Source organism: Sphingobacterium haloxyli, from assembly GCF_002980525.1.
Lineage (GTDB): Bacteria > Bacteroidota > Bacteroidia > Sphingobacteriales > Sphingobacteriaceae > Sphingobacterium > Sphingobacterium haloxyli.
Genome location: NZ_PVBQ01000005.1, coordinates 182,391 through 206,428 on the forward strand (window position 1 = coordinate 182,391; position 24,038 = coordinate 206,428).

A 24,038-nucleotide genomic window follows, 5' to 3' on the forward strand; every position below is an offset into this window, starting at 1 on the left:
TAGTTGATTCAGCTATTTACATTTATTCAAATCTAGGATACCCGACGGATTCTTTATTATATCATGTTCCCGATTTCTTATAATATCTTACCGAAAATCAATTGGTTACAAAGAGAAGCGCACTATTTTTTAGCGTCCCTAGCTAAGCTTATATTGCATAGTTTATCTGAAATCGTATCTTTGGTCCATCGAATGAAAAGAACAGTAAACATACCGTCCCAAATTACTCCGCCTTAAAGCAAGGATAACCAGTTGGTTCTCCCAATTACTATATTGGTTATCGTGCCGTACACAGGTGTTTCGCCTCAGGTGACAATTCAATTGTACAATATTACTTTTTTATTAACATGAAAAAAATTCTGAACTTATTTGATTTCAGCCAAAAAATCAATTACAAAAATGAGATTTTAGCGGGTTTAACCGTTGCTATGACGATGGTCCCCGAGTCCTTGTCTTTCGCGATATTAGCAGGACTATCACCTCTAACAGGGCTTTATGCAGCTTTTTTAATGGGTATCGTTACGGCTATCCTCGGAGGCAGGCCGGGAATGGTGTCGGGAGGTGCCGGAGCAACAGTTGTTGTCCTTATAGCACTGGCATCCACACACGGCGTCGAATACCTTTTTGCCGCCGTCGCGTTGGCGGGTATCTTACAATTACTAGTCGGTCTTTTTAAACTTGGCAAGTTTGTCCGCTTAATACCGCAACCGGTCATGTATGGTTTTCTAAATGGCCTTGCCGTCATCATTTTTATGGCGCAGGTTGCACAATTCAAAGTCGTCGATAATGGGACAGAAAGTTGGATGCAAGGATCCGCACTCTATTTGATGATCGGATTGACAATACTTACCATAGCCATTGTATTTATATTACCGAAATTCACCAAAGTTGTTCCGGCCTCTTTGGTTGCCATATTAATTGTATTCGGGATCGTTTATTTTCTCAACATCGATACAAAGAAAGTGATCGATATTGCTTCTGTAAGCGGGTCATTTCCCTCCTTCCATATACCACAAATCCCTTTTAATGTAGAGACATTAAAGATTATTTTCCCCTATGCGCTGGTCATGGCTGGTGTAGGGCTAATTGAAAGTCTGCTAACGTTAAACATGGTTGATGAAATAACCAATACGAAGGGCCAGTCCAATCGTGAGGCCGCAGCACAGGGCATTGCGAATATTACCAACGGTTTCTTTGGCGGAATGGGCGGATGTGCAATGGTAGCCCAAACCCTAGTCAACATCGGCGCGGGTGCAAGGGCTCGACTTTCGGCAATTATTGGCGCCCTCACCATTTTGCTGATCATCTTGGTGGGCGGCCCTGTAATTGAACAAATTCCGATGGCTGCTCTAGTCGGTGTAATGATGATGGTGGCTATTGGCACATTTGAATGGGTCAGTTTCAGGATTATCAATAAAATGCCGCGCCACGATATTTTTATCGGCATGTTAGTCGCTGTGATAACCGTGCTTTTACATAATTTGGCATTAGCGGTATTGATCGGCGTAGTGATTTCCGCTTTGGTATTCGCTTGGGAAAGCGCTAAGCGTATCCGTGCCAGAAAGTTTATAGATGAGCAAGGCGTAAAGCACTATGAAATTTATGGCCCACTTTTTTTCGGTTCCACCACCGCGTTTATCGAGAAATTTGACGTGCTTAATGATCCAGAGCAAGTATTGATAGATTTCAGGGAAAGCAGAGTTGTTGACATGTCTGCCATTGAAGCGCTACATAAAATCACCGAAAAGTACCACAAGGAAGGAAAAAAAATACATTTGCGCCATTTAAGCCCTGATTGCAGACAACTGCTTAAAAATGCAGAATCGGTTATTCACGTAAATATACTGGAAGACCCTACCTATAAAGTAATGACAAATAAATAGTGGGACCAAGGGATATCACGCGTATCCCCTGGTATACCACTTCTTTTTTAACCATAAACTCACTTTTACCAACAGTATCAGCACGGGAACTTCGACAAGCGGTCCGATAACCCCCACAAATGCTTGTGGCGAATGAATACCAAATACGGCTATGGACACGGCTATTGCTAGTTCAAAATTATTCCCCGTGGCCGTAAATGCGATGGAAGCGTTCTTGTCGTAAGGGACATTTAGCGACTTATTGATAAAGAAACTCACGAAAAACATGAGTACAAAATAAATTACGAGCGGCACCGCTACTTTTACAACGTCCATCGGTAACTCCAGTATTTTGTCGCCTTTCAAGCTGAACATCACCACAATGGTAAACAATAATGCGTATAATGTAAGCGGCGATATAAAGGGTACGAATTTCCGATTAAACCATTCGATCCCCTTTGATTTGACAAGGACCTGACGACTAATAAATCCTGCCAGGAAAGGAATACCCAAATACAACAATACACTTTGGGTTACAGCTTTCATCGAAACGCTCACGTCGAAAGTGGCCAATCCCAATTTACTAGGCAACACATTGATGAACAACCAAACGAGGAAACTGTAACTTAGAATCTGAAAAACACTGTTCAACGCGACCAATAATGCAGCATATTCCCTATTACCTTTTGCCAAATCGTTCCATACGATAACCATTGCTATACACCTCGCCAAACCGATAAGTATTAAGCCTGTCATATAATCGGGTTCGTCTCTTAAAAATAGGACGGCCAGTCCAAACATCAGTACTGTCCCCACCACCCAATTAAGAAACAACGATATACCAATGACCTTTTTATCCTTGAATGCTCCCGGCAACAATGAATAATCCACCTTGGCCAATGGCGGATACATCATCAGTATCAGTCCGATAGCTAAGGGGATATTGGTCGTTCCTACAGTTAACGCGTCAGTAACATTGGAAATGCCAGGAAAGAAATATCCCAATGCTATGCCGGCCGCCATTGCCAGGAATATCCACAAGGTGAGATAGCGATCCAGAAATTTAAGTTTTGTTTGCATTGGTTATCTTTTAATCATTGAAAAAACATACAACATCTCGGTTGCTATCTGCAAACTTCTTTCTGTATAAACACGTGCCTGTTCCGGTGTCCCATCGGAAACCTTAGGGTCTTCAAACGTAATAGGTACTCTCTTTTCTGCACCTACGATGAACGGACATCCGCCATCCGCCTGCGAACAAGTCATAATAGCAGCAAATGCTGACGCCGGATTGAACGGGCTATCGTATTTTTTGGAAAAACCAATAACAGGTAGCGCATTATCACTGTACTTTATGGCATATATAGGATTATCATTGTCTGCAATTTTAAAAGTCTGAAACCCTTGATTAGCCAATGTTTCCACGACTTTTGGAAATAAGGCCGTTTCTTCCGTACCACCCGAATAGCACTGTACGTGCGGAATATGGAAGTATATACTTGCAGCCTGTGCCCAGATTTGCGCTAAATGGCTCCTCCGTGAATTATGGGTACAAATAAAATGGAGATTTATAGCCTGTTGGTTGTTTACCTTTTGCTGTACAAAATCTATTAGCGGTTGCAAAATCGTTTTACGTTCTTCATTTAACGTCTGCGTATCAACGCTTCTCCTGATGGTTTCGACTAGGTTACTATACATGGCGATTGCTTTTCGTATTTAACAACATCCTGAATCGGGTGTACAACAATTGGCATTCAACTCCGCTAATTTTACTTTCGGTTTCTCCGCGGGAATACCGCATGCATCATTTGCTAGGCAAGCTGTCTGTTTGTTTTTTAAGACGAAATTCTTCCCATTAAATTCCAAGTCGTATTTCCCTATCGTTTCGCTTTGATACTCTACCTCGATTTCTGCATCTTCAATTCCCAATTTTTCTTCAGACAGCTTTATAATGTTCAATAATTTTCCCGGTTTTAATCTGTGCTGGTAGTCATTGGCATTCCATAATTGGAAGCTTATTGCTTTCTCTTTACGGATTACACCACCGCAATCTATAAAATGTTTGATGATTTGTCCTATTTCCGTAACATGAAAATGTTCGGGGACAAATGTTCCGTCCTCCAACTGGAATTCAACATTGCCCAATGTTGGAAGGATTTCTTTGATGTGTGACAGTTTCATAAAAAATATAATTAAAAATTTAAATTAAACGTTATATTGCAATATCACGATGTTACTATTTAAAAAAATATTATGAACAGCAATTAGTGACCTTTACCTCTTGGCTGAAGAATGCCATAAATTCCTTTTGAATCTGCTCCCATACCCCTTCGTCAATACAATAACAAACAGATTTTCCCTCAACAGTTCCTTGAATAAGTCCACTGTTTTTTAGTTCCTTTAAATGTTGTGAAATTGTCGCTTGAGCCAATCCTAATTCTTCGACTAAGTCATTGCAGATACAAGCTTTTTGATTAATAATAAATTGCAATATGGCTATCCTGGCAGGATGACCCAAAACCTTAAACAAGGATGCCAGTTTGTTCTGCTCTTCTGTAAATATTTCGGATCTTGTGAGTCCCATAGCCTTTATTTTATAATCGCAATATTACGATAATAAAAATTGTATTCCAAAATATTTTTATGATTTTATTTCTATATGACAACTGGCAGGGAATGCTCATGCCCTGCCAATTGTCTTTCTGACACTGTATTGTCGATTGCTAAAACTTCTCAAAATCGGCCTCGGAAGTGGACTGAACGTCCTCGTCCGTTACGAGTTTTCCGTTTATCAGCACATTGTCGAACACCATGTTTTTTGTATAGTTAGCTTGAATAGGCACATCCACCCCGTCGATATTCGAATTGATAATTTTCAGGTTTTCTGCGGGAGATTCTTCATAGGCATTTATCAAGACGCCGAACTTTCCTCCTTTTTTAACATTTAGGTTCTCGACAGTAATATTACGCACGGTAGGCATAAAATCACCTGGGTTTTCGTAAAACATATCTACTAAAACGGCAGCCTCTTTGTATGTACCGACTTCGACATTACGCATATAGATATCCTCGATGACACCTCCCCGCAGGGAGCTTGTTTTAATACGCAATATGCGGTCTAACTCTGGACTGTCCATCTTCAAATTTTGGGCAAATATATTTTTAGCGCCTCCAGATATCTCGCTACCGATTACAATACCTCCGTGCCCGTCTTTCATCTCACAGTTTTCGATGATATGGTTTTCAGCAGGACGTCCAATAGACCGACCGTCTTCATTCCGACCAGATTTAATGGCTATACAATCATCACCCGTATCGAAATAACATCCGGCTATTAACACATTTTTACTTGATTCGGGGTTACAGCCATCGTTATTGGGACCGTGTGTTACCACGCTTACATTCCGAACAGTAACATTTTCACATAACACCGGATTAATATTCCAAAAAGGTGCGTTAATAATCTTTACGTCTGCTATCAAAATGTTGGAAGAGTTATACGGTTGGATAAAAGGTGGGCGTAAGAAATGTCCGTCCCCGTATACCCTATCTTCTACAGGGGTTCCGTCTTTCACCTGCTGGGTAAGCCTTTTGACCGCAGCAAGCTGATTATCCATTCCTTCTGACCAGCCATATTCCTTCTTTGCTTTCCACGGCCACCAATGCTCATTATTTGCATTTCCATCGAGTATTCCTTTGCCTGTTATGGCGATATTCTCCTGCCCGTAAGCATAAATTAGAGGCGAGTAATTCATACATTCCATGCCTTCCCAGCGTGTTTTGACCAAAGGCTTGTAGTCCGTCGTATTCCGGCTAAACAACAATTTTGCACCGTCTTCCAGGTGTAAATTTACGTTGCTTTTCAAGTGAATAGCACCCGTCAAAAATGTTCCTTTCGGGATAACAACCCTGCCTCCTCCATCGAGGTGACAGGCTTCGATGGCGTCATTGATAGCTTGCGTGCTAAGAACTGTGCTATCTGAGCCTGCTCCGTATTCTGTAATTAGAAAATCCTTCTTCGCAAAATTAGGTTCAACAATCAATGTCCGTATGCTATCAGCCACTTTCCATGCTTGATCCGTTTCTCGTGTCTCTTGTGTTTTTTTTTGTGATTCTCCACAGCTTACCAACAAGCTAAAAGGTAAAACTGCAGCGATTAATAAATTACGCACTTGCTTCATATGTAGTTACTTAATTGAATATGTTTTCATACTATTACCGACAATTAGCTTGAAAGATATAAATAAAAATCGATCTAACTTAAAAATTGTGTCACCAATTCGCTAAACGCTTTCGGATTTTCGGCTTGTACCCAGTGTCCAGCTTTGGGAACGGTCTGGATGGCCGAATGGGGGAACATCTCTTTTATCATGGGATAATCTGCTTCCGAGATGTAATTGGATTTCTCCCCCGCCAGAAACAATGTTTCACCATCATACACACCTGCCTCTACGCCTACGGTAATAAACTCTGCATATTTGTCGGTCAACGTTTTTAAATTGAAGCGCCAGTCTAACGTTCTGTCTTCCTTTATGTAAACATTTTTAAGTAAAAACTGAATAACACCGGTTTCATCTATATATTGACGCAGTTGTTCTTCTACCTCTTTACGATTACTTAATTCGTTAATTTTAACCGCTTGCAACGCTTCAATTATTTTTTCATGATGCGGCGGATAAGCTTTCGGAGCAATATCCGCAATAATCAATTTTCGGATATTTGTCGATTTGGAAATCGCATATTGCATAGCTACCTTTCCTCCTAGCGAATGTCCTAAAATATCGACTTCTTGAAGTCCGTAGTGTTGTACATAAGCTTCCAGGTCGTCGACCATCGCCGCTAACGACATATCTTCGCTATGAAAACTCTGTCCATGGTTGCGTAGATCAAGCAAATGGATAGACCTTTGTTCTCCAAATTCCCTACCGAAACTTCCCCAATTATCAGACATGCCAAACAAGCCGTGCATCACCAATAGCGGTGTACCTGGTTGATCTTCTCCGTATATTCGTGAATGTAAAATTTTCATAGTGGGTAAAGATAAGGTTTTCATTGTCCTTTTTTTTAGAAAAAAAGGACCAAAAAAATCGCCACTTAAAAATTTTGATACAAAAGATAGTACAAAAATGGTATTTCTACAGATATCAAAATTTTGTTATGTGGCATTAAAAGATTAAGGATGGGATAGTACAATTGCATAATCTAAATTTTACCGGTTAATTCCGCTTCTTTTTTGTTGAGTATGTAGAAAGGTTTACCTTCGGTGAGTTCCACTTCGTTCCGGTTTTGCTTCTTTTTCACGGTGAAAAAGAAGATAAAAAATGACATTATTCTTCGTTTCTTTGTATAAGAGCCAAAAGCTCCTATAATACGTAATAACATGACTATATATATCAAAAATATGGTATGCAACCGCTGTATCATGGTGGTTCGACAAGAGGTAGAAAAACTAGGATTTAATATCGACGCGATAAAACTCGGAGAGGTTGTACTCAGGGAAAAGCTAGATAGTACGCAACGTGGAAGGATATCGGCAGTATTAGAGCCGCTCGGCTTCGAACTGATCGACGATAAAAAAAGCCAGCTGATTGAGCAGATTAAGACCATCGTCATAAAATGGGTGCGGGAGCAGGATGGAGAGCGTACCGTAAATCTTTCCGATATTTTAGCAGACCAGCTTAAGCACGATTACAATTACCTGTCCAATCTATTTTCCGAAGTGGAGGGTATCACCATTGAGAAATACCATATTGCGCAGAAAATCGAGCGCGTTAAGGAACTATTGGTATACGATGAATTGTCGCTTAGCGAAATTGCCTACCAATTGGGATATTCCAGTGTCGCGTATCTGAGCAACCAGTTTAAAAAAGTCACCGGGTTGTCGCCAAGTCATTTTAAACAGATAAAGGAAGATAAACGGAAACCCCTGGATGAAGTGTAACGGATACAACGTAAATTTCTAATTTAATATGCCGTTCATTTCTGTTAAGATAATGGGCTTGTCTCCCGTTACCACTATGGTATGTTCATGCTGTGCCATATACCCCCCTTTATCCCCAACCACTGTCCAGCCGTCGGCCAGCGTCTGTCCCAAAGTAGAATCTGTTGTAATAAAGGTTTCTAGTGCGATAACCGAATCTTTCTTGAACCTTCGCTTATCAAATCTATCTCTATAGTTTAACAAATCATGCGGTTCTTCATGAAGGCCCCTACCTACACCGTGTCCTGCAAAGTTTTTGATCACCTTATAACCTCGCTTTTTTGCTTCTGATGCTATCAGATGACCGATATCAGCAATCCGCGTCCCGCCTCGGATATTCGCAATAGCCTTTTTTAAAATATATTTAGATGCTTCTACTAGATGTTGATGTTGGTTAATATCTTGTCCCAACACAAAAGACCCACCGTTGTCGGACCAGAAACCATCCAGTTCGGCAGAAACATCTATATTCACAATATCTCCTTCTTGTAGTATACGCTTATCCGACGGAATACCGTGAAAAAATTCATTGTTAACGGATATGCATGTCCAACCCGGAAAATTGTAAGTGAGATAGGGTGCGGATTTGGCACCAAAATCGGAAAGCACTTTTGCGCCATAATCGTCCAACTCCTTTGTCGTCATACCGGGGCGAGCATAATCTATCATTTGTTTCAAGGTGCAGGCAACAGCCTCGCTCACTTTTTTCATACCCAGCAATTCCGTTTCGTTTGTTATCGACATACACGTTAAGTCTAAATTTTATTGCTTCCGAAATTAAGAAATAATGGTGAAAATAAAGATACATAAAAAAGACGAGGAGTAAATCTTACAACTCTTTTCCGAAATAGTGTAAGAGAAAACCAACCGTTTATACTCAATTTTGTTTTGTAATAAGCAAGGTAAAGATATGGCAACGGACAACAAACAAACAGAGATCACAGTAAAGCAATCCTTCCCGGTACTTAACATGACCTGCGCTGGATGTGCTGTCAGCTCGGAAAGCACAGTAAAGGCCCTGCCCGGTGTGTTAAACGCATCCGTAAATTTTGCAAATGCCACCTTAACGGTGGAATATCTCCCCAACATGACCAACGCCTCGGTTATGCGACGAGCATTACAAGACATCGGTTATGATTTGTTCCTCGAAAACGAGAGCGCTCAACAGGAAACGCTAGAGGATATCCATGAAAAAAAATATAAAAAACTAAAGAACAAGACCATTTGGGCCATTATCCTATCGATACCCGTAGTCGTCATTGGCATGTTCTTTATGCATATGCCTTACGGCAATGAGATCATGTGGTTATTTTCAACACCGATTGTCTTATGGCTGGGTAAAGATTTTTTTGGCAACGCGTGGAAACAAGCCAAACATCGCTCCGCAAATATGGATACCCTTGTTGCACTGAGTACCGGTATAGCCTATATATTTAGTGTATTCAATATGCTATTTCCGGAATTCTGGCTAAAAAGAAATCTGGAACCTCACGTGTATTTTGAAGCGGCAGCGGTTATCATTGCTTTTATTCTGTTAGGTAAATTACTAGAAGAAAAAGCGAAAGGCAATACCTCTTCCGCCATTAAAAAGCTTATGGGCCTACAACCAAAAACCGTCATTCTAATGCTGCCTGATGGCACAGAAAAGCAAGTTGCTATTGACGATGTAAATGTCGGCGATGTGATATTGGTCAAACCAGGCGAAAAAATTGCTGTCGACGGGATGGTTACATCAGGTAATTCCTATGTAGACGAAAGTATGCTCAGTGGCGAGCCGGTTCCCGTACAGAAAAAAGAGAATGAAAAAGTATTTGCCGGAACAATAAATCAAAAAGGCAGTTTTCAGTTCAAGGCTACCAAAGTGGGTAAAGAAACGATGCTTGCCCAAATCATTAGAATGGTACAGGATGCGCAAGGCAGCAAAGCTCCCGTTCAGAAGTTAGTTGATAAAATTGCCGGTATATTCGTTCCGATCGTCATCAGCATTGCCATCCTCACGTTTATCCTTTGGTTAACACTGGATGGTAGTGAAGGGCTTATTCACGGGCTTTTAGCCGCTGTAACTGTTTTGGTTATCGCGTGCCCGTGTGCCTTAGGCTTAGCAACACCTACCGCGATTATGGTGGGCGTAGGAAAAGGAGCGGAACAAGGCATCCTCATTAAAGATGCCGAAAGCTTGGAACTGGCAAAAAAGGTCAACGCTATTATTTTGGACAAAACAGGCACGATTACCGAGGGGAAACCTCAGGTAACCGATATACAATGGTTGCGTGAAGATCCTGTTAGTCAACAGGTTTTGTTTAGCTTGGAAAAACAGTCTGAACATCCCTTAGCTGATGCTGTAGTCAAGCATTTAGAAAACATTAAACCAATTCCACTCTCCTCTTTTGAGAGTATTACCGGAAAAGGAGCAAAAGCCGCTTATGAAGGCGAGGATTATTATGCAGGAAATAAAAAGCTACTATCAGAAAACGGTATTCACATCGCTCCGCAACTGCAGCAACACGCTGACGCTTGGAGTGCAGCATCCAAAACGGTAATCTGGTTTGCCAACGATAAAGAAGCACTTGCAGTACTGGCTATCTCCGATAAGATCAAAGAAACGTCCCTTGAAGCTATACAACAGTTAAAGGATCTGGATATTGAATTGTATATGCTTACCGGCGATAATGAAGCCACGGCCAAAGCCATCGCAGAGCAGACAGGCATCCCGCATTACAAGGCGGAGGTGTTACCACAGCAAAAAGCGGATTTCGTCAAGGAATTACATAAACGAGGTAAAGTGGTCGCGATGGTAGGCGACGGCATTAATGATAGTACTGCGCTGGCGACCGCTGATGTGAGCATCGCGATGGGCAAAGGAAGTGATATTGCCATGGATGTGGCTAAAATGACTATTATTTCTTCCGATTTGAAAAAAATACCGGCCGCCATTAGGTTATCTAAACAAACCGTCGCGACCATCCGACAAAATCTATTTTGGGCTTTTATATACAACTTAATAGGCATCCCGATAGCAGCAGGTATACTCTATCCAATCAATGGGTTTCTACTGAACCCAATGATTGCAGGTGCAGCTATGGCGCTCAGTAGTGTTAGCGTTGTAAGCAACAGTTTACGGTTAAGACTAAAGAAGTGATGAACATTATAATCTATAACGCATAATTAAATAATCAACATGGAAAATAAAACTTTTAAATTCAAGACAAACATCAATTGCAGCGGTTGTGTATCCGGCGTAAGCTCCTTTCTAAATGGATTGAACGGTGTGACCGAATGGGAAGTAGACACGAACAACAAGGATAAAATCCTGACCGTTGTTGCCGACACAGCAAGCGAACAAGACGTGATCGATTCGGTACAAAAAGCAGGGTTTAATATAGAACCCGTGCAAGGTTAAAATGAATATGTACAACCGGTGTCTGTCCTTCCTGCTTACGTTTGTATTATCCGTTTCTGCCGCTTTTGCTCAGAAAGTGGTTCGATACGATCTGTATATTGCGGATACATTAGTTAGCTACAGCGGAAAAACAAAACACGCCATTGCAGTCAATGGACAGATTCCGATGCCTACATTAACATTTACGGAAGGCGACACAGCTGAAATTGTATTGCACAACCAGCTCAAAGAAAGCACCTCATTGCACTGGCATGGTGTGCAGTTACCCAATCGGGAAGACGGTGTTCCTTTCTTAACACAGATGCCGATCCCCGCCGGTGAAACATATACCTACCGTTTTCCCGTAAAACAAAATGGCACCTATTGGTATCATAGCCATTCGGGTTTTCAAGAACAAATAGGCATGTACGGTTCGCTTATCTTTCTTAAACGAAACGGAGATACCACCTTTCGGAAGGGGATCGACGACATCCCTACTATCCCGATCGTATTGAGCGAATGGACAGATCTCCATCCACATAACGTACAACGTATGCTAGCCAGTGGTAACGATTGGTTTGGCATCAAAAAAAATACCGTTCAAAGTTACGCGGAAGCCATCAAAAAAGGACATTTTAAAACCAAAGTGACCAATGAATGGAAACGCATGGAGGCGATGGATGTTAGTGATGTGTACTACGAAAAGTTCTTGATAAACGGGACAAGCGAACAGCAACTTTCTCAATTTAAAGCGGGCGATCGCGTGCGTTTACGTCTTATCAATGGGGGAGCTTCTTCTTATTTTTGGATCACCTACGCCGGTGGCAAAATAACCGTTGTTGCTAACGATGGTAACGATGTGGTGCCCGTAGAAGTGGATCGCCTGATCATCGGTGTATCGGAGACCTATGATATTGTTGTCGATCTTCCGGCAGAACATACGGCGTATGAGCTGATGGCCACAGCGGAAGATCGCTCGGGGTCTGCTTCGATTTATATCGGTGAAGGGATTCGCCAACTCGTTTCGCCTTTACCCCGACTACGGTACTTTGAGGGGATGAAGATGATGAACGACATGATGAAAATGAATGGTGACATGGACGATATGGGCATGGATATGGGGCTTCAAAAGATGGATATGAACGCGGTGATGTATCCAGAAATTCCGACGGAAGACGCTCATCACGACCATGGCACACCATCATCAGATGATCATACAAACGAAGAACATCAGCACGACCATCAACATCAGGATAAACAGCCCCAGCACAAGGCTGAGCACCATCATGATCAGGGAACGCAGCAACCGTCCTCACCACCGGTTACCTTAAATTATACCATGTTGAAATCGCCTCACAAAACGACATTGCCTAGCGATACGCCCGTTAAGGAACTTCGTTTTGAACTGACAGGAAACATGAATCGGTACGTATGGAGTATGGACAATAAGGTTTTATCTGAAACAGACAAAATTCCGGTGGATAAAGGCGAAGTTTTACGTATCATCCTATTCAATAACTCCATGATGCGCCACCCCATGCATCTCCATGGTTTTGATTTTCGTGTACTCAATGGGCAAGGCGAGTATGCTCCCTTAAAGAATGTGCTGGATATTATGCCTATGGAAACGGACACCATCGAGTTTATGGCAGACACGGAAGGTGACTGGTTTTTCCACTGCCATATTTTATATCACATGATGGCGGGTATGAATCGTGTATTTGCTGTTGGTGATTACCAAAATGATCTGCTCCCGAACAAGGAAAAAGCTTATAAAGTACTACAGCGAGAAAGCAATATGCTTCACTTCATGGCGGAAAACGATTTTGCGACCAATGGGAATGATGGACAGGCAATGCTACAGAATACACGCTGGAGCTTAGGTACAGAATGGCGGCTAGGTTATCACGATAAACATGGCTATGAGGTAGAAACTCACTTCGGCCGGTACATCGGCAAAATGCAATGGCTCATGCCCTTTGTAGGCTTTGACTGGCGATACCGGAAAATGGGACACAATGAGCAGGAAAAGAATATGTTCGGACAGGTAAACAAAAAAGATAACCGAAGTGCCTTTAGCGTCGGGGTTATGTATACGTTACCTATGCTCGTCAATTTCCAGGCGGAGGTTTATCACGACGGCATCGTTCGTTTGGCCTTAATGCGTGAAGACATCCCTGTCTCCAGACGCGTACGCGCAGGTTTTATGGTCAATACCGATAAAGAATATATGCTGGATTTACGCTATATCATGACCCGAAACCTTGGTATCCGCACGCACTATGACAGTGATATGGGTTTTGGTGTGGGATTGGCTGTGAATTACTGATTCTCGAAATGAGATTCGATGAAGGCTAATATCTCTTCATAATCTTTAGGATCATAGGAGACGCCTTCGTCTCTGTAATAGTAGCCATCTTCGGTTCTGTCGGATATTTCCGGATTGGCTTGGAAATTAATCTGAATAAGCCCCTCGCCAATCTGTTTTAGCAAAATGTTATAGGTGAATCTGTTCCCTGCTCGTTTCGCAAATATACCTCGCTGTTTTATCACAGATTTTACTTGGATAAATCCAGCATCTTTCTCCATGTTTTGGATAAAATAATCGCTGTCCCCAAAAAGCTCTATCAGCTCCTCGAACGCTGTTGATTTATCGATATCCTTCACTGTCATAGACGGTAGTTTGGTTTGACTAAAGCCCATTGAGCTGACCATTAACAAACAAAGCGAAAGTCCGTATTTTATAAAAGCCATAGTTCAATCAATTAGATATTTTATCGTTAAAAATAACAAATAATTGACTGTTCCGCGATTCGATGAACGATTTTCACTCCCACCAGGCTAGTGGATCCTCATTTTTCTTAATTAATTCGGCATCCTCTGGGCAGAAACTGACCATACCCTTGCTTTCGTAAAGTAATACACCGGCTTCTCGGATGGCAGCAAATACATCGTCAAGGGCTGGCTATTACCAATTTGAACAATACACTTCCCCGACACCAATCTGATCTAGCGCAGCAAATTCTTAGTTTGTTTTAGGTCGGAAAGCTGTAGCGATCTTCGCGGCGAAATTACGCTAAAGGGTGCTTTTTTGGGAACACTTATTGACTTTCCGTGAACCCTTTTTGAGATCTTGACATCCCGTTTTTTCCAAACGGGGGTACGTTTTCCTGACAGGGGAACACATATTGGGAGATGGGAAACGTATCGTGGAAAAAGAGCAACAAGGACAAGATCGAGGCGCATATGGCCAAGAAATATTACAGAACCTATCAGATGGACTAGGCAATGGTTCTAGTACACGAACGCCACGCGATATATGTAAGTGCTATCTTACTTTTCCTCATTGGGAAGATCAGGCAGACTGGGGTGCCAAATTAGAATGGTTTTATATTAGAGCAGTTACAAGAGTACAAATCAAAAAGGTGCTTCCTGAACCGGAAAACACCTTTCAAAACTATAGAATGTTAAAACTATTTCAGTCTTTCGACTTGCTCAACAGTAAGCCCTAAATCTTCGGCTATATCTTCTACTGAAAGTCCCCTCTTCTTTAAATTCAAGGCATATTTGAGTTTTTCCGCCTCGGCTTTGGCACGTTCTTCCAGACGACCTTTCTCCATTCCTTTTTCCATTCCTTCCCGATGACCCTCCTTAATCGCGGTAAGGCGGACACTTTCCGCATCCCGTTTGTTCTTAAGACTCGATTCGTATAATTTCATGTCCGATTCCGTTAAGTTTGCTACCTTTCCGATATCAAATATAAGTCCAAAAATTCTGGAATCCAAAAATTTCGGCATTTCCTCCAGCTCTTCTATATGCTTGAATATATACAGCCACATATCCATATAACTCTTGATATCAGGCTGTTTCTTGTCAAAATTCGGCAATACCAACAGCTTGTAGCCCAGCTTGTCGTAAAACACGGACCCATTACGCTTATCGCAGAGTGCCACATCGTAACAGTACTGTTCGGAGATCGAACGGTCCAGAACAAAGTTCAGTATACCGATGAAGTAAACTTCCGGCAATTCATATGTATTGCCTTTGTGCCCACGCGGAACGAGCTTGTTAATCAGACGGGAGGTATAATACACCGTCCGGTCCTTGAAAAACTCCTGTGACAACTGCTGCATCTCGATAATGAAGTGGCCGCCATCTTCGCTGGTACAGTACAAATCGAAGACGACCTTGCGATCAGCGTCTTGCGTACCATTGTGCTCGGCAGGACGATATTCGAGATCCTTGATGACCTTCTCCCCTTCAAAAAGACCGTTGAGAAAATTGATGAGATTTGGCTTTCCACCATCCGGGCCAAAATATAGCTTCATACCGAAGTCGGTACACATATCTACATACTTACCCAGAAAATTTTTGTTCTTTTTCATAATACTTACAATTGGATTCTGCCTCAAAGGTAAAAAAGAATTTCATGAAAAACTAAAAATATTAGTTTAAATGTTTTAAATGACGGTCATGAACCCACACGGAAGTGTAGCATCAACGCACGGAAGTATCACGTCGTCGTACAGCGACATCGCGTCGGTCCACAAAAAACTTCGAAAAAATGGTATTTCTTTGTGATTATGTCTATGTACATGTCAATGCCCGCACGGAACATCTTTTCGTTGTCATTTGAGTTGTTGATCTTGTTCCGTGCCTTTGCCGTCGATTACATGGACATCGCCGTTAAAGCAGACTGCATGTTTCACTTGTGCGGGAACAACTGGTTTACGTCACTTGAGTTCGTCGTTCAGTACAGTGATATAGCCATTATTTCAAGCAACAAGTACGTGTTGTAACCGGACATAGCCGACAACTACATTGACCTGTTGATTATGTCACTGTACATACACGTTAACTACATTGCAGTAGACGCTATGTACATGTACAAAATGGCTATTTTGGCGGAATACGAGTAGACAATATAATTATTGTAACCGCTAAACAGCGCACCACAGGCTGTCAACAGTAACATGTATAATACTATACTACACAGCATAGTAGATTTATCTTCATAACCAAATTACATCAAAGTTTTTTTGGCCGACTCGAATATTGTTCTTACTTCGTTATCGACAGTAAAGACAACCCTTCCGTTATATTTTTTCCGCTTACCTTTCAAGTAGTCAAAATAAGATTTCGTGAGATCCACATTAAACATTTCGACAGAATTGTGCTGATTAAAGTTTATATTCTCATTTACCATCGCATTTGTGGCTTCCAGATACATCTGTAGGTTATTCCTACGTTTATCGCTTCCGTAGATATTGTATACCGACATCTCCACCGTATCGGCGCCTATATTTATCGCCACTGTAAAATACATGGAGAAGTCTGATTTACTCACGCCTGATTTAAAGTTATATCTTCTCACGGACTTGCCGATCAGCGTACCAGCTTCCCGATCGTCAATTTGAACCGTGCTTTGAATATCGGGAAAACTGTTTACAAACCACCTTTTTAAGGTAGTGTATGCTTGCTCTTTGTCTCCTTGATATGTTATCAACTCACGGTATACCACTTTTCCGTCCTTAAGGGGAATATACGATGCGACACTATCTACTTGATAGCTACTCGGTTTGTACGCTTTATCGAAAATACCTGCTTCCTGAGCAAAGCTCCATACTGGTAAACAATACAGTAAAAGTGAATATACTAATTTCATAAGCTAGTCATTTAATAACGAAACAATAAAAGAAAAAGATATTACCTACAAATCAACATACTGTAAATAAATTATTAATCATAATTAATCAATCAGCAATAGCTAGATAAAAAAGCCGGCTCCTTATCGGAAGCCGGCTTTTTGAGAGGTATTATTTAATTTTATGTTATTGCTCTGAAGCGTAACAACTTGCTTACAAACCTACAGTCCAACCTTGTGCCCATTCTGGAGCATCCACACCGTTTCCAGCACCAGTAGCAGCATCATTCTCTGTAAATACTTTTGTAATATCTACATCAGCGTCTGCAGTAGAAGTACCTTTTGCCTTTGTTCCTACATTGACGAATTTCACATTAGTTGCTTTCAATTCGCCAGCTTCAACAAATGCCAAACTCTCGTCATGTTGGATATCAAAACCAACACCCCAGTTACTTAACACAACGTTGTCAAAGTTACCATTCGTTCCTACACGCATTTTAATCGCTTGGTTTTCACTTCCGTCACTATCATTGTTTCCAACTAATGTCAAATTTTTAATCGTAGGATTAGAGATAGGATCTGCATTATGGTTGCTGGAGTTGTTATCCGCTTCAATGCCTCTGTTACCACTATTCGTTCTTATACCATACCAATACTCACCTGTACCATTCCAACCTTCTGTCCAATCAAAGATGTCATCTGCAACTTCTTCATGCGTATTCACAGCAACTAGATATCTTGAATCCACTGTACCACCAAACCATTCGAAAGCATCATCGGAACCCTCGTAAGATTGTACATATTCGATTGTTGTTCCTTTACCGACACCAAACATAGAAAGGCCGTTGAATTCTTTTGTTCCGTCGTAAGAGTATCCGGAATATTCAATTCTCAAATATCGAACGGTTCCTGAATTATCATTGACGTCGGTACCTCCATATGTCAACTCAGACACTTCCGCGGAAGCTGTTAATCCTTTATTGATTGGAGCGCGACCACAGATAACCAATCCTCCCCAGGCACCAGGAGTTTTTGTAGTAGCTGTCATAACAACCGGATTTTCCTTGGTACCTTCAACGTTGATTTTGCCACCTTGTGCCACAGCAATGTAACGAACATCTTGACGGTCTCCCGAAACGTTTGTCGCTTCAATCCGGACGCCTGGTTTTATCGTCAAGGTAGCACCTTCTCGTACCTCAACCGTTCCCGTTAACTGGTAAGTACCCGATTCCAAAATAATTTCACCTTCTGTAATTTTACCGCGGAAATCATCACGCACCAATTCAAAGCGATCATCATCCGGTCTTGGATTATCATCATCATCACTACAGGATGTAAACGCTAAACACATAGACAACATTCCTAAGCAGAATAGTCTAATCATTGGGATAGTAGAATTTCTCTTCATCTTTCTCTTAATTTATTAATACAAATATCTATACTTAAAATTTCCAATACATTAACCTAGTATTATATTTATGTTAAGTTGTTTTATAAATTATATTTGAATCCTAACGAAAAGCGAGCACCTCTTTTATAAGAAAGTATGGTCACTGGCGCATCGGTATTGTCCTGGATCCGTTCGTAGGTTGGATCTAGTAGATTTCTAGCTCCTAAATCGACGCCAAATTTACGACTGATCTTATATTTCAGTATAAAATCTAACGTTCCCACACCTCGATCGATCTGATTTCCCTTGCCCTCAGTTCCTAACGCATATAGTCGGTCAGAGAAGTGATTGTATAAAACAGTAGCCACAATGTCTGATTCGTTATTCCATTTCCTAGTAAAGGAGAGGTCTGCGTTCATCAAGAAGTCTGATGCCCCTGTAAAACCAGCGCGGTCGTCTGTCAAGTTTAAGTTATATATAGTCTCGTTGCGCACTTTCTCCGCACTTAATTCTTGATCGGTTTTCATATAAGCAACGTTCCCCCCTACTGATAGCTTACTATCACCATTATCAAAAGCGAACAAATCTTTCTTTATTTCAACCTCTGCACCATATACCATTCCCCAGTCCCCGGTATTCATATAAGAAACGTCATTTGAAGATGAAGCAAATGTTATTTCGTTCATTGGATCTACGATATACTTACCAAACAGTGTAACCGATAAGAGCTCTGATGCACGTGGGAACATTTCCCATCTAATATCTAGGTTATAATCTTGTGAGGGATACAAATCTGGGTTACCCACCCTAGTCTCCGTAACGTCTATATATCTAAAGTAAGCCCGCTCCTTAAATTGTGGTAAGGTATAGGTCTTACTCGCACCTAGACGTAGATTTTGTTTTTCATTCAATTCGTACTTCAAAATCAAGTTTGGCAGCAGACTGTTCCGCTTAAAGGTATTGGGGCGTCCCGATCGATCCAGCACCGTAGCGTAGTCAATAGTCTGCGTGATATTTTCGTAGCGTAGACCTATCATACCCGTCAATCTGTCGGTCAGCTTGAGTTCTCCATTCGCAAAAAAAGCATGGATATCCTGCTTTCCTTGATAAGTCTGTGGCAAATCTAACGTGAAACCTTCTGAGCGAAATACCCCTTGATTAAAATTGTCAGAATTAAAAAAGGCATCTAGGTCGTTGGGGTCAATACGCTGCTGACGTCCCAATGAGGGAATGCGGAAATTAACTTGAAAATCTTCAAAGTCACGCTCTTTTATTTTACCATTATACCCTAGAGATATCCGACCTTGATCATTGTCTCCTAATTTATAGTGTGCAGCAACATTAAATGCTACTTCTGTTTCCGTCAAATTTTGAAAATAACGATGGTTATCAGCCGGTTGGTTCTGCAAAAGGACACGATAACCTAACTGATCGTTGATACCCATGGTATTTTGCGTACGATCAGGCATATCGCTCGTTACATTATTGTAAGATAGCCCCCAGTCCAAATCAATCTTTTCGGACAGCATATGATCACCGAGAATTTGATTAACAAATAGTTTGCTTTGACGGAAGGTGTTCCGCTGTATAATCCCTTGACCATTTTCTGCCATATCGCGAATAAAACCGGAATAACTATCCGCGGACTGATCGGATGAATTGATGAACAAGAAATTGTACGAAAATTTATGATTTGGATTGAGCACGTATTCCGCGTTTAACATCCCCGTAGTATTCGTAACATAACCATAACGAATTTGATCGAGATCTTTTATTCGATTTCCACCTGCAGAAAGTTCGCGATTTACTCCCTCCCTATAATTATAATCACTGGTATAGTTTGCTACAGCAAACAGATTCAAACGACTATCTTTTCCAAGATAAAACGATTTTCCGCCGCGCAGACCGATATTCCCCCAAATAGGCGTTTGCTTTTTCGGATTCAAACTATTTTCAAAATTATATCCACCCAGCGGATCGTTGGGTACCCCATAATTTACAAACCCACTACGTGTCGGTCCTTGTTGCAAATAAAAATTATTCCATTTACCAAGAACGTTCGTATTCATGCTACTGCCGATATTCACTTCCAACATTCCATCACCCGAATATCTTTTCGATGCAATATCCACATTTCCGCCTGCAAAATCGCCTGACATATAATTGCTATATACTTTATCGACGGCAACATACTCTACGATGTCCGTTGTAAAGAGATCCAGATCAATATTCTTGCGTTCAGGATCATTGGATGGAATCGGCAAGCCATTAAATGAAGTCGTATTATAGCGGTCCCCCAATCCTCGCACATACACCTGGCTGGTTCCTTCTATACGGGAAACCCCGCTCATTTTTGCTAACGCAGATGCCGCATCGCCGACACCTTTCCTAGAAAGCTCTTGTGCTCCGATTTTCTCCACCATCAAGTTAGATAACTTCCGCTCTTCCAGTAAAGCAATTTCACTTGCGCGTTCTTTCCTCCGCGTGATCACCACTTCTTCCAAAGTTGAGTTGGCATTCACTAATACAACCGGTACAAACTCCCACGTCTTCTGTTCGAGGTTGAAGGCTGTGGAGTCGGTGTTGTATCCAACAAACGTACTAACAAGGACATACTCCCCTGGTTTCTCCGGCAACGTGAGCGAAAACTCGCCGGCGTTGTCTGTAGATGTAGCGTACTGGGTATTCGCAATTTTTATACTAACTCCTGAAATGGGTTGGTAAGTTTCGAGATCCAAAACTTTTCCCTTCACCCCAAATTGTTGCCCTTTAACGCCCGAAACCTGCATGGCGACTAGCGTAACGACTAAAGCAACATAATAGCTTAACTTATTCATCGCGTGTTAAAATTATGTTGCAATATTATGAGCATAATATTAGCTAACTGTTAACGCTAAATTATTAAAATATCACTTGTTCGTTAATAAATTGTTAACTCCCATTAGAGCGGTTTGTATTTTTTTCGTTAAATCCTAGCTTACCTCATTCGTTTATTCGGAGTTGTGTATAATAGTTAGTAATTTGGCACCTTAAAACAACAGACTATGGCAGACACGGTACTATCATCCGTTGGATTAAGTTACCAATATCCACAGGGTGTCAAACTGGAATTTCCGGATATCCATATACAAAAAAACCAACATAGCTTGCTCTTAGGAGATTCGGGAACAGGAAAGACCACGCTCTTGCATTTACTGAGCGGTCTGTCCCACCCCACTACAGGCGAAGTTCATCTGATGAACCAATCGTTGTATGCCATGAGCGGCACCGCACTTGATGCCTTTCGGGCAAAGAATCTAGGCTTTATATTTCAAGAAGCACATCTCCTGCGAAACCTCACCGTGGCCGAAAATATCAAGCTAGCGCAGAGCCTTGCCAAAAATCCAGTAGATGAACAAGCTATTATCGAGATGTTGGATCAGTTGCAATTAAAAGATAAAGCTAACGCGTTGCCGGGCCAATTGAGCCGGGGGCAGAAACAACGTGTTGCCATTGCTAGGGCAGTCATTAATCGTCCAGGGTTATTGTTGGCCGACGAACCCACTGCGTCATTAGATGACAAGAACACGGATTTAGTATTGCAATTACTTTTCAATATTGCTAGTAGCTATGGTTCCACACTGCTCATCGCCACGCACGACAAGCGTATAAAAGATCAATTCGCTAATTCCTATCAACTGTAGCTATGAATAATTTGCAACTCGTCTGGAAGAATATTACCCAACAGTTAGGGTCGACCCTACTCAGTATATTACTCACCGCTTTCGGTGTGGCCATTTTGTGTGTTATTTACATCACGGGAGATACGTTCGAAAAGCAACTCACCAATAACACAAAAAACATAGATCTGGTTGTCGGTGCCAAAGGGAGCCCTTTGCAGCTCATTCTGAGTTCGCTTTACCATGTGGACAACCCTACCGGCAATATTGCATTGGCCCAAGCACGCCAACTTAGCGACAATCCATTTATTGAAACGGCAGTCCCCATTTCCTTGGGGGATAACTTCAAAGGACACCGTGTCATTGGTACGGAACCCACCTATTTGGATCTATATGGATTATCCATAAAAGATGGGGAATTATGGGGGACCTCCTTTGAGGCCGTAATAGGAAGCGAGGTCGCACGTAAAAGAGGTTTGGGAATAGGAGATGAATTCTTTACCGCGCACGGCCATTCCGAAGATGGGCATGTACACGACGATCATCCGTTTAAAATCGTCGGCATACTGGAGGGGTCGGGATCCATAGTGGACAACCTTATTCTGTGTAATCTGGAAAGTGTATGGGATGTACATGGACTCCATCATGGTGGCCACGATCATAGTCATGAACACGACCATGACCATACACATGATCATAGCGGACATAAACATGATGAAGATCATGACCACGACCACGATCACGACCATGACCATACACATCATAGCGGACATAAACATGATGAAGATCATGACCATGGCGATCACGAAGAAATAGTTTCCGAGAAACCAAACGACATGTTCATCAAGAGCATTGGAGCGGACATGTTAGAAGACCGCGGCGAAGAAGTGACCGCGTTGTTGGTTAAATATAGTTCGCCAGCGGCGATGAGCGTCATCCCACGGCTGGTAAACGAATCGACGGATATGCAGGCCGCATCGCCAGCGATCGAAAGTACACGTTTATTTTCGTTATTAGGTGTAGGACTGGATTCTCTCGCTATCTTAGCATATATCATTATGCTCATCGCCGGCCTAAGTGTATTTATTAGCCTTTATAATGCATTGAAGGAACGGAAATACGACCTCGCTATTATGCGCTCCATGGGGGCGTCCAAAACTAAACTTTTCAGCCTCGTATTAGTCGAAGGTTTAGTGATTACATTGATAGGCGGAATAATAGGGTTACTGCTCGGACATGGGGCCTTATTTATTATAGGTCAACAAACCAGTGAAAGTGCTGATTTTATTGAGGCATTTAACATTCATGGACAAGACTTGATTTTAGTGTTCGCGGCTTGTATATTGGGCGTCTTAGCGGCGATGATTCCGGCCATTAAAGCCTACGACACATCCATTTCAACGATTTTAGCAGATAAGTAACTCGTGACGGGTTATAAGTGTCCAATTAAAAAGATTAGATAAATAAAAAAATGAAGCAAATAAAAGTATTAGCAATTATAATAGCGTTATTCACCTTCGGTATGGCAAAAGCCCAAATCGGGCAGTTCCCTGGGGAGAATATACCTGACCATACGCCGATGATGAATAGCACTTGGGAAGCCATCGACAAAATGATGTATAAGGTAACCACAGAGAACAACAAAAAAGTATACACTCCCCACTATCCCCCTGCACTCAAATCATTAGAGAATAAAGTAGTAGAACTTCCCGGCTACCTCGTACCGTTAAACAGCGGCCGCAACCACAAGACATTTATGCTATCGGTCCTTCCCGTCATGCAGTGTGCCTTCTGCGGAAGTAACGGCATTCCACCTATGGTCGAAATCTTCATGAAAAGCGAATCCGTAAAGTTTACAGAGGAACCCATTAAGATCAAAGGAAAAATGGTGTTCAATCCCGAGCCTTTAAAAGGGAATGCAGAGATTCAGATTGTAGATGCTGTTCTCATTAAATAAAACGAAGGTTTTCTTTAATCAAATTTCTTTGTCGCTCAAGCCGCGACTGGCTCTTCCTTTTTTTACCTCAAAAAAAGGAAGCAAAAAAACTCGCCACTTTAAAATTTGATGCGTCCCTCTACCCCGCACTTCTCCCGCATCGAGAATAGTTTTGAATGGAGAGATAA

The 24,038-nt window shown here is 41.7% G+C and carries 22 protein-coding genes; 9 read left to right on the forward strand and 13 right to left on the reverse strand.

Annotated features, from left to right (window positions below):
* The first annotated feature begins 347 nt into the window (after positions 1-347).
* Entirely contained in the window at positions 348-1,883 is a 1,536-nt protein-coding gene (locus tag C5745_RS08005) for a SulP family inorganic anion transporter (RefSeq protein WP_105716473.1), read from the forward strand.
* A 15-nt stretch (positions 1,884-1,898) separates the two neighbouring features.
* On the opposite strand, the gene arsB is transcribed toward C5745_RS08005, so the two are convergent.
* The 7 genes from arsB to C5745_RS20725 all read right to left on the reverse strand — a co-directional run bounded on the left by arsB (position 1,899) and on the right by C5745_RS20725 (position 7,190).
* The gene (gene arsB, locus C5745_RS08010; RefSeq protein ID WP_105716474.1) at positions 1,899-2,942 is read right to left on the reverse strand and encodes an ACR3 family arsenite efflux transporter; all 1,044 of its coding nucleotides are present in this window, start codon (positions 2,940-2,942) and stop codon (positions 1,899-1,901) included.
* Positions 2,943-2,945: 3 nt separating this feature from the next.
* Complete coding sequence (locus C5745_RS08015; RefSeq protein ID WP_105716475.1) at positions 2,946-3,560, reverse strand: arsenate-mycothiol transferase ArsC; 615 nt, start codon at positions 3,558-3,560, stop codon at positions 2,946-2,948.
* A gap of 18 nt (positions 3,561-3,578) precedes the next feature.
* On the reverse strand, positions 3,579-4,043 hold the full coding sequence (locus tag C5745_RS08020; protein ID WP_105716476.1) for a DUF6428 family protein: 465 nt from the start codon (positions 4,041-4,043) through the stop codon (positions 3,579-3,581).
* 70 nt (positions 4,044-4,113) lie between these two features.
* Positions 4,114-4,446: an ArsR/SmtB family transcription factor gene (locus tag C5745_RS08025; RefSeq protein WP_105716477.1), complete on the reverse strand. Its 333-nt coding sequence runs from the start codon at positions 4,444-4,446 to the stop codon at positions 4,114-4,116.
* Positions 4,447-4,585: 139 nt separating this feature from the next.
* Positions 4,586-6,043: a glycoside hydrolase family 28 protein gene (locus C5745_RS08030; protein ID WP_105716478.1), complete on the reverse strand. Its 1,458-nt coding sequence runs from the start codon at positions 6,041-6,043 to the stop codon at positions 4,586-4,588.
* 74 nt (positions 6,044-6,117) lie between these two features.
* Positions 6,118-6,915 (reverse strand): alpha/beta fold hydrolase, encoded by a 798-nt coding sequence (locus tag C5745_RS08035; protein ID WP_207795749.1) that lies wholly within the window; start codon positions 6,913-6,915, stop codon positions 6,118-6,120.
* A gap of 149 nt (positions 6,916-7,064) precedes the next feature.
* Complete coding sequence (locus C5745_RS20725; RefSeq protein WP_262508120.1) at positions 7,065-7,190, reverse strand: hypothetical protein; 126 nt, start codon at positions 7,188-7,190, stop codon at positions 7,065-7,067.
* Positions 7,191-7,242: 52 nt separating this feature from the next.
* On the opposite strand from C5745_RS20725, the gene C5745_RS08045 reads away from it, so the two are divergent.
* Positions 7,243-7,803 carry a helix-turn-helix domain-containing protein gene (locus tag C5745_RS08045; protein WP_207795750.1) on the forward strand — a complete coding sequence of 187 codons (561 nt, stop codon included), beginning with the start codon at positions 7,243-7,245 and terminating at the stop codon, positions 7,801-7,803.
* Between the two features lie 18 nt (positions 7,804-7,821).
* Here the strand turns inward: C5745_RS08045 and map are convergent, their stop codons facing one another.
* Positions 7,822-8,586 carry a type I methionyl aminopeptidase gene (gene map / locus C5745_RS08050; RefSeq protein WP_105716481.1) on the reverse strand — a complete coding sequence of 255 codons (765 nt, stop codon included), beginning with the start codon at positions 8,584-8,586 and terminating at the stop codon, positions 7,822-7,824.
* 166 nt (positions 8,587-8,752) lie between these two features.
* Here map and C5745_RS08055 point away from each other — a divergent pair, with 166 nt between their 5' ends.
* From C5745_RS08055 to C5745_RS08065, 3 genes are read left to right on the forward strand one after another with little or no spacing between them, the layout of a single operon-like run.
* A complete protein-coding gene (locus C5745_RS08055; RefSeq protein WP_105716482.1) occupies positions 8,753-10,981 on the forward strand; it encodes a heavy metal translocating P-type ATPase in 2,229 nt (742 codons plus the stop codon).
* Positions 10,982-11,020: 39 nt separating this feature from the next.
* Positions 11,021-11,242 carry a heavy-metal-associated domain-containing protein gene (locus tag C5745_RS08060; protein ID WP_105716483.1) on the forward strand — a complete coding sequence of 74 codons (222 nt, stop codon included), beginning with the start codon at positions 11,021-11,023 and terminating at the stop codon, positions 11,240-11,242.
* 1 nt (position 11,243) lies between these two features.
* Positions 11,244-13,550, forward strand: a complete 2,307-nt coding sequence (locus C5745_RS08065; RefSeq protein WP_105716484.1) for a multicopper oxidase domain-containing protein — start codon at positions 11,244-11,246, stop codon at positions 13,548-13,550.
* Here the strand turns inward: C5745_RS08065 and C5745_RS08070 are convergent.
* Complete coding sequence (locus C5745_RS08070) at positions 13,544-13,975, reverse strand: hypothetical protein (RefSeq protein ID WP_133166325.1); 432 nt, start codon at positions 13,973-13,975, stop codon at positions 13,544-13,546. The two genes, C5745_RS08065 and C5745_RS08070, sit on opposite strands and share 7 nt — an antisense overlap.
* Before the next feature lie 455 nt (positions 13,976-14,430).
* On the opposite strand from C5745_RS08070, the gene C5745_RS08075 reads away from it, so the two are divergent.
* Complete coding sequence (locus tag C5745_RS08075; RefSeq protein ID WP_207795751.1) at positions 14,431-14,733, forward strand: DUF1016 N-terminal domain-containing protein; 303 nt, start codon at positions 14,431-14,433, stop codon at positions 14,731-14,733.
* Here C5745_RS08075 and C5745_RS08080 read toward each other — a convergent pair.
* The 4 genes from C5745_RS08080 to C5745_RS08100 form a co-directional block, all read right to left on the reverse strand.
* Complete coding sequence (locus C5745_RS08080) at positions 14,695-15,606, reverse strand: Rpn family recombination-promoting nuclease/putative transposase (RefSeq protein ID WP_105716487.1); 912 nt, start codon at positions 15,604-15,606, stop codon at positions 14,695-14,697. The two genes, C5745_RS08075 and C5745_RS08080, sit on opposite strands and share 39 nt — an antisense overlap.
* 638 nt (positions 15,607-16,244) lie before the next feature.
* Positions 16,245-16,886 (reverse strand): DUF4468 domain-containing protein, encoded by a 642-nt coding sequence (locus C5745_RS08090; RefSeq protein WP_105716489.1) that lies wholly within the window; start codon positions 16,884-16,886, stop codon positions 16,245-16,247.
* A 193-nt stretch (positions 16,887-17,079) separates the two neighbouring features.
* Positions 17,080-18,273, reverse strand: coding sequence for a hypothetical protein (locus tag C5745_RS08095; protein WP_105716490.1), 1,194 nt, complete (start codon positions 18,271-18,273; stop codon positions 17,080-17,082).
* Positions 18,274-18,356: 83 nt separating this feature from the next.
* A complete protein-coding gene (locus C5745_RS08100) occupies positions 18,357-21,092 on the reverse strand; it encodes a TonB-dependent receptor (RefSeq protein WP_207795752.1) in 2,736 nt (911 codons plus the stop codon).
* 207 nt (positions 21,093-21,299) lie between these two features.
* Between C5745_RS08100 and C5745_RS08105 the strand changes: the two genes are divergently transcribed.
* Genes C5745_RS08105 through C5745_RS08115 form a run of 3 tightly spaced genes read left to right on the forward strand, consistent with a single transcriptional unit; the run spans position 21,300 to position 23,871 of the window.
* Positions 21,300-21,938 carry an ABC transporter ATP-binding protein gene (locus tag C5745_RS08105; RefSeq protein WP_105716491.1) on the forward strand — a complete coding sequence of 213 codons (639 nt, stop codon included), beginning with the start codon at positions 21,300-21,302 and terminating at the stop codon, positions 21,936-21,938.
* A 2-nt stretch (positions 21,939-21,940) separates the two neighbouring features.
* Complete coding sequence (locus C5745_RS08110) at positions 21,941-23,335, forward strand: ABC transporter permease (protein WP_105716492.1); 1,395 nt, start codon at positions 21,941-21,943, stop codon at positions 23,333-23,335.
* Between the two features lie 50 nt (positions 23,336-23,385).
* Positions 23,386-23,871: a hypothetical protein gene (locus tag C5745_RS08115; RefSeq protein WP_105716493.1), complete on the forward strand. Its 486-nt coding sequence runs from the start codon at positions 23,386-23,388 to the stop codon at positions 23,869-23,871.
* Positions 23,872-24,038 lie beyond the last annotated feature (167 nt).

Bases quoted from the DNA above. Each gene is read 5' to 3' on its own strand.
- map (WP_105716481.1), bottom strand. From the start codon at position 8,586: ATGTCGATAACAAACGAAACGGAATTGCTGGGTATGAAAAAAGTGAGC.
- C5745_RS08095 (WP_105716490.1), bottom strand. From the start codon at position 18,273: ATGAAGAGAAATTCTACTATCCCAATGATTAGACTATTCTGCTTAGGA.
- C5745_RS08045 (WP_207795750.1), top strand. From the start codon at position 7,243: ATGACTATATATATCAAAAATATGGTATGCAACCGCTGTATCATGGTG.
- C5745_RS08020 (WP_105716476.1), bottom strand. From the start codon at position 4,043: ATGAAACTGTCACACATCAAAGAAATCCTTCCAACATTGGGCAATGTT.
- C5745_RS08060 (WP_105716483.1), top strand. From the start codon at position 11,021: ATGGAAAATAAAACTTTTAAATTCAAGACAAACATCAATTGCAGCGGT.
- C5745_RS08065 (WP_105716484.1), top strand. From the start codon at position 11,244: ATGAATATGTACAACCGGTGTCTGTCCTTCCTGCTTACGTTTGTATTA.
- arsB (WP_105716474.1), bottom strand. From the start codon at position 2,942: ATGCAAACAAAACTTAAATTTCTGGATCGCTATCTCACCTTGTGGATA.
- C5745_RS20725 (WP_262508120.1), bottom strand. From the start codon at position 7,190: ATGTCATTTTTTATCTTCTTTTTCACCGTGAAAAAGAAGCAAAACCGG.
- C5745_RS08115 (WP_105716493.1), top strand. From the start codon at position 23,386: ATGAAGCAAATAAAAGTATTAGCAATTATAATAGCGTTATTCACCTTC.
- C5745_RS08110 (WP_105716492.1), top strand. From the start codon at position 21,941: ATGAATAATTTGCAACTCGTCTGGAAGAATATTACCCAACAGTTAGGG.
- C5745_RS08070 (WP_133166325.1), bottom strand. From the start codon at position 13,975: ATGGCTTTTATAAAATACGGACTTTCGCTTTGTTTGTTAATGGTCAGC.
- C5745_RS08105 (WP_105716491.1), top strand. From the start codon at position 21,300: ATGGCAGACACGGTACTATCATCCGTTGGATTAAGTTACCAATATCCA.
- C5745_RS08090 (WP_105716489.1), bottom strand. From the start codon at position 16,886: ATGAAATTAGTATATTCACTTTTACTGTATTGTTTACCAGTATGGAGC.
- C5745_RS08005 (WP_105716473.1), top strand. From the start codon at position 348: ATGAAAAAAATTCTGAACTTATTTGATTTCAGCCAAAAAATCAATTAC.
- C5745_RS08100 (WP_207795752.1), bottom strand. From the start codon at position 21,092: ATGAATAAGTTAAGCTATTATGTTGCTTTAGTCGTTACGCTAGTCGCC.
- C5745_RS08025 (WP_105716477.1), bottom strand. From the start codon at position 4,446: ATGGGACTCACAAGATCCGAAATATTTACAGAAGAGCAGAACAAACTG.
- C5745_RS08030 (WP_105716478.1), bottom strand. From the start codon at position 6,043: ATGAAGCAAGTGCGTAATTTATTAATCGCTGCAGTTTTACCTTTTAGC.
- C5745_RS08035 (WP_207795749.1), bottom strand. From the start codon at position 6,915: ATGAAAACCTTATCTTTACCCACTATGAAAATTTTACATTCACGAATA.
- C5745_RS08015 (WP_105716475.1), bottom strand. From the start codon at position 3,560: ATGTATAGTAACCTAGTCGAAACCATCAGGAGAAGCGTTGATACGCAG.
- C5745_RS08055 (WP_105716482.1), top strand. From the start codon at position 8,753: ATGGCAACGGACAACAAACAAACAGAGATCACAGTAAAGCAATCCTTC.
- C5745_RS08080 (WP_105716487.1), bottom strand. From the start codon at position 15,606: ATGAAAAAGAACAAAAATTTTCTGGGTAAGTATGTAGATATGTGTACC.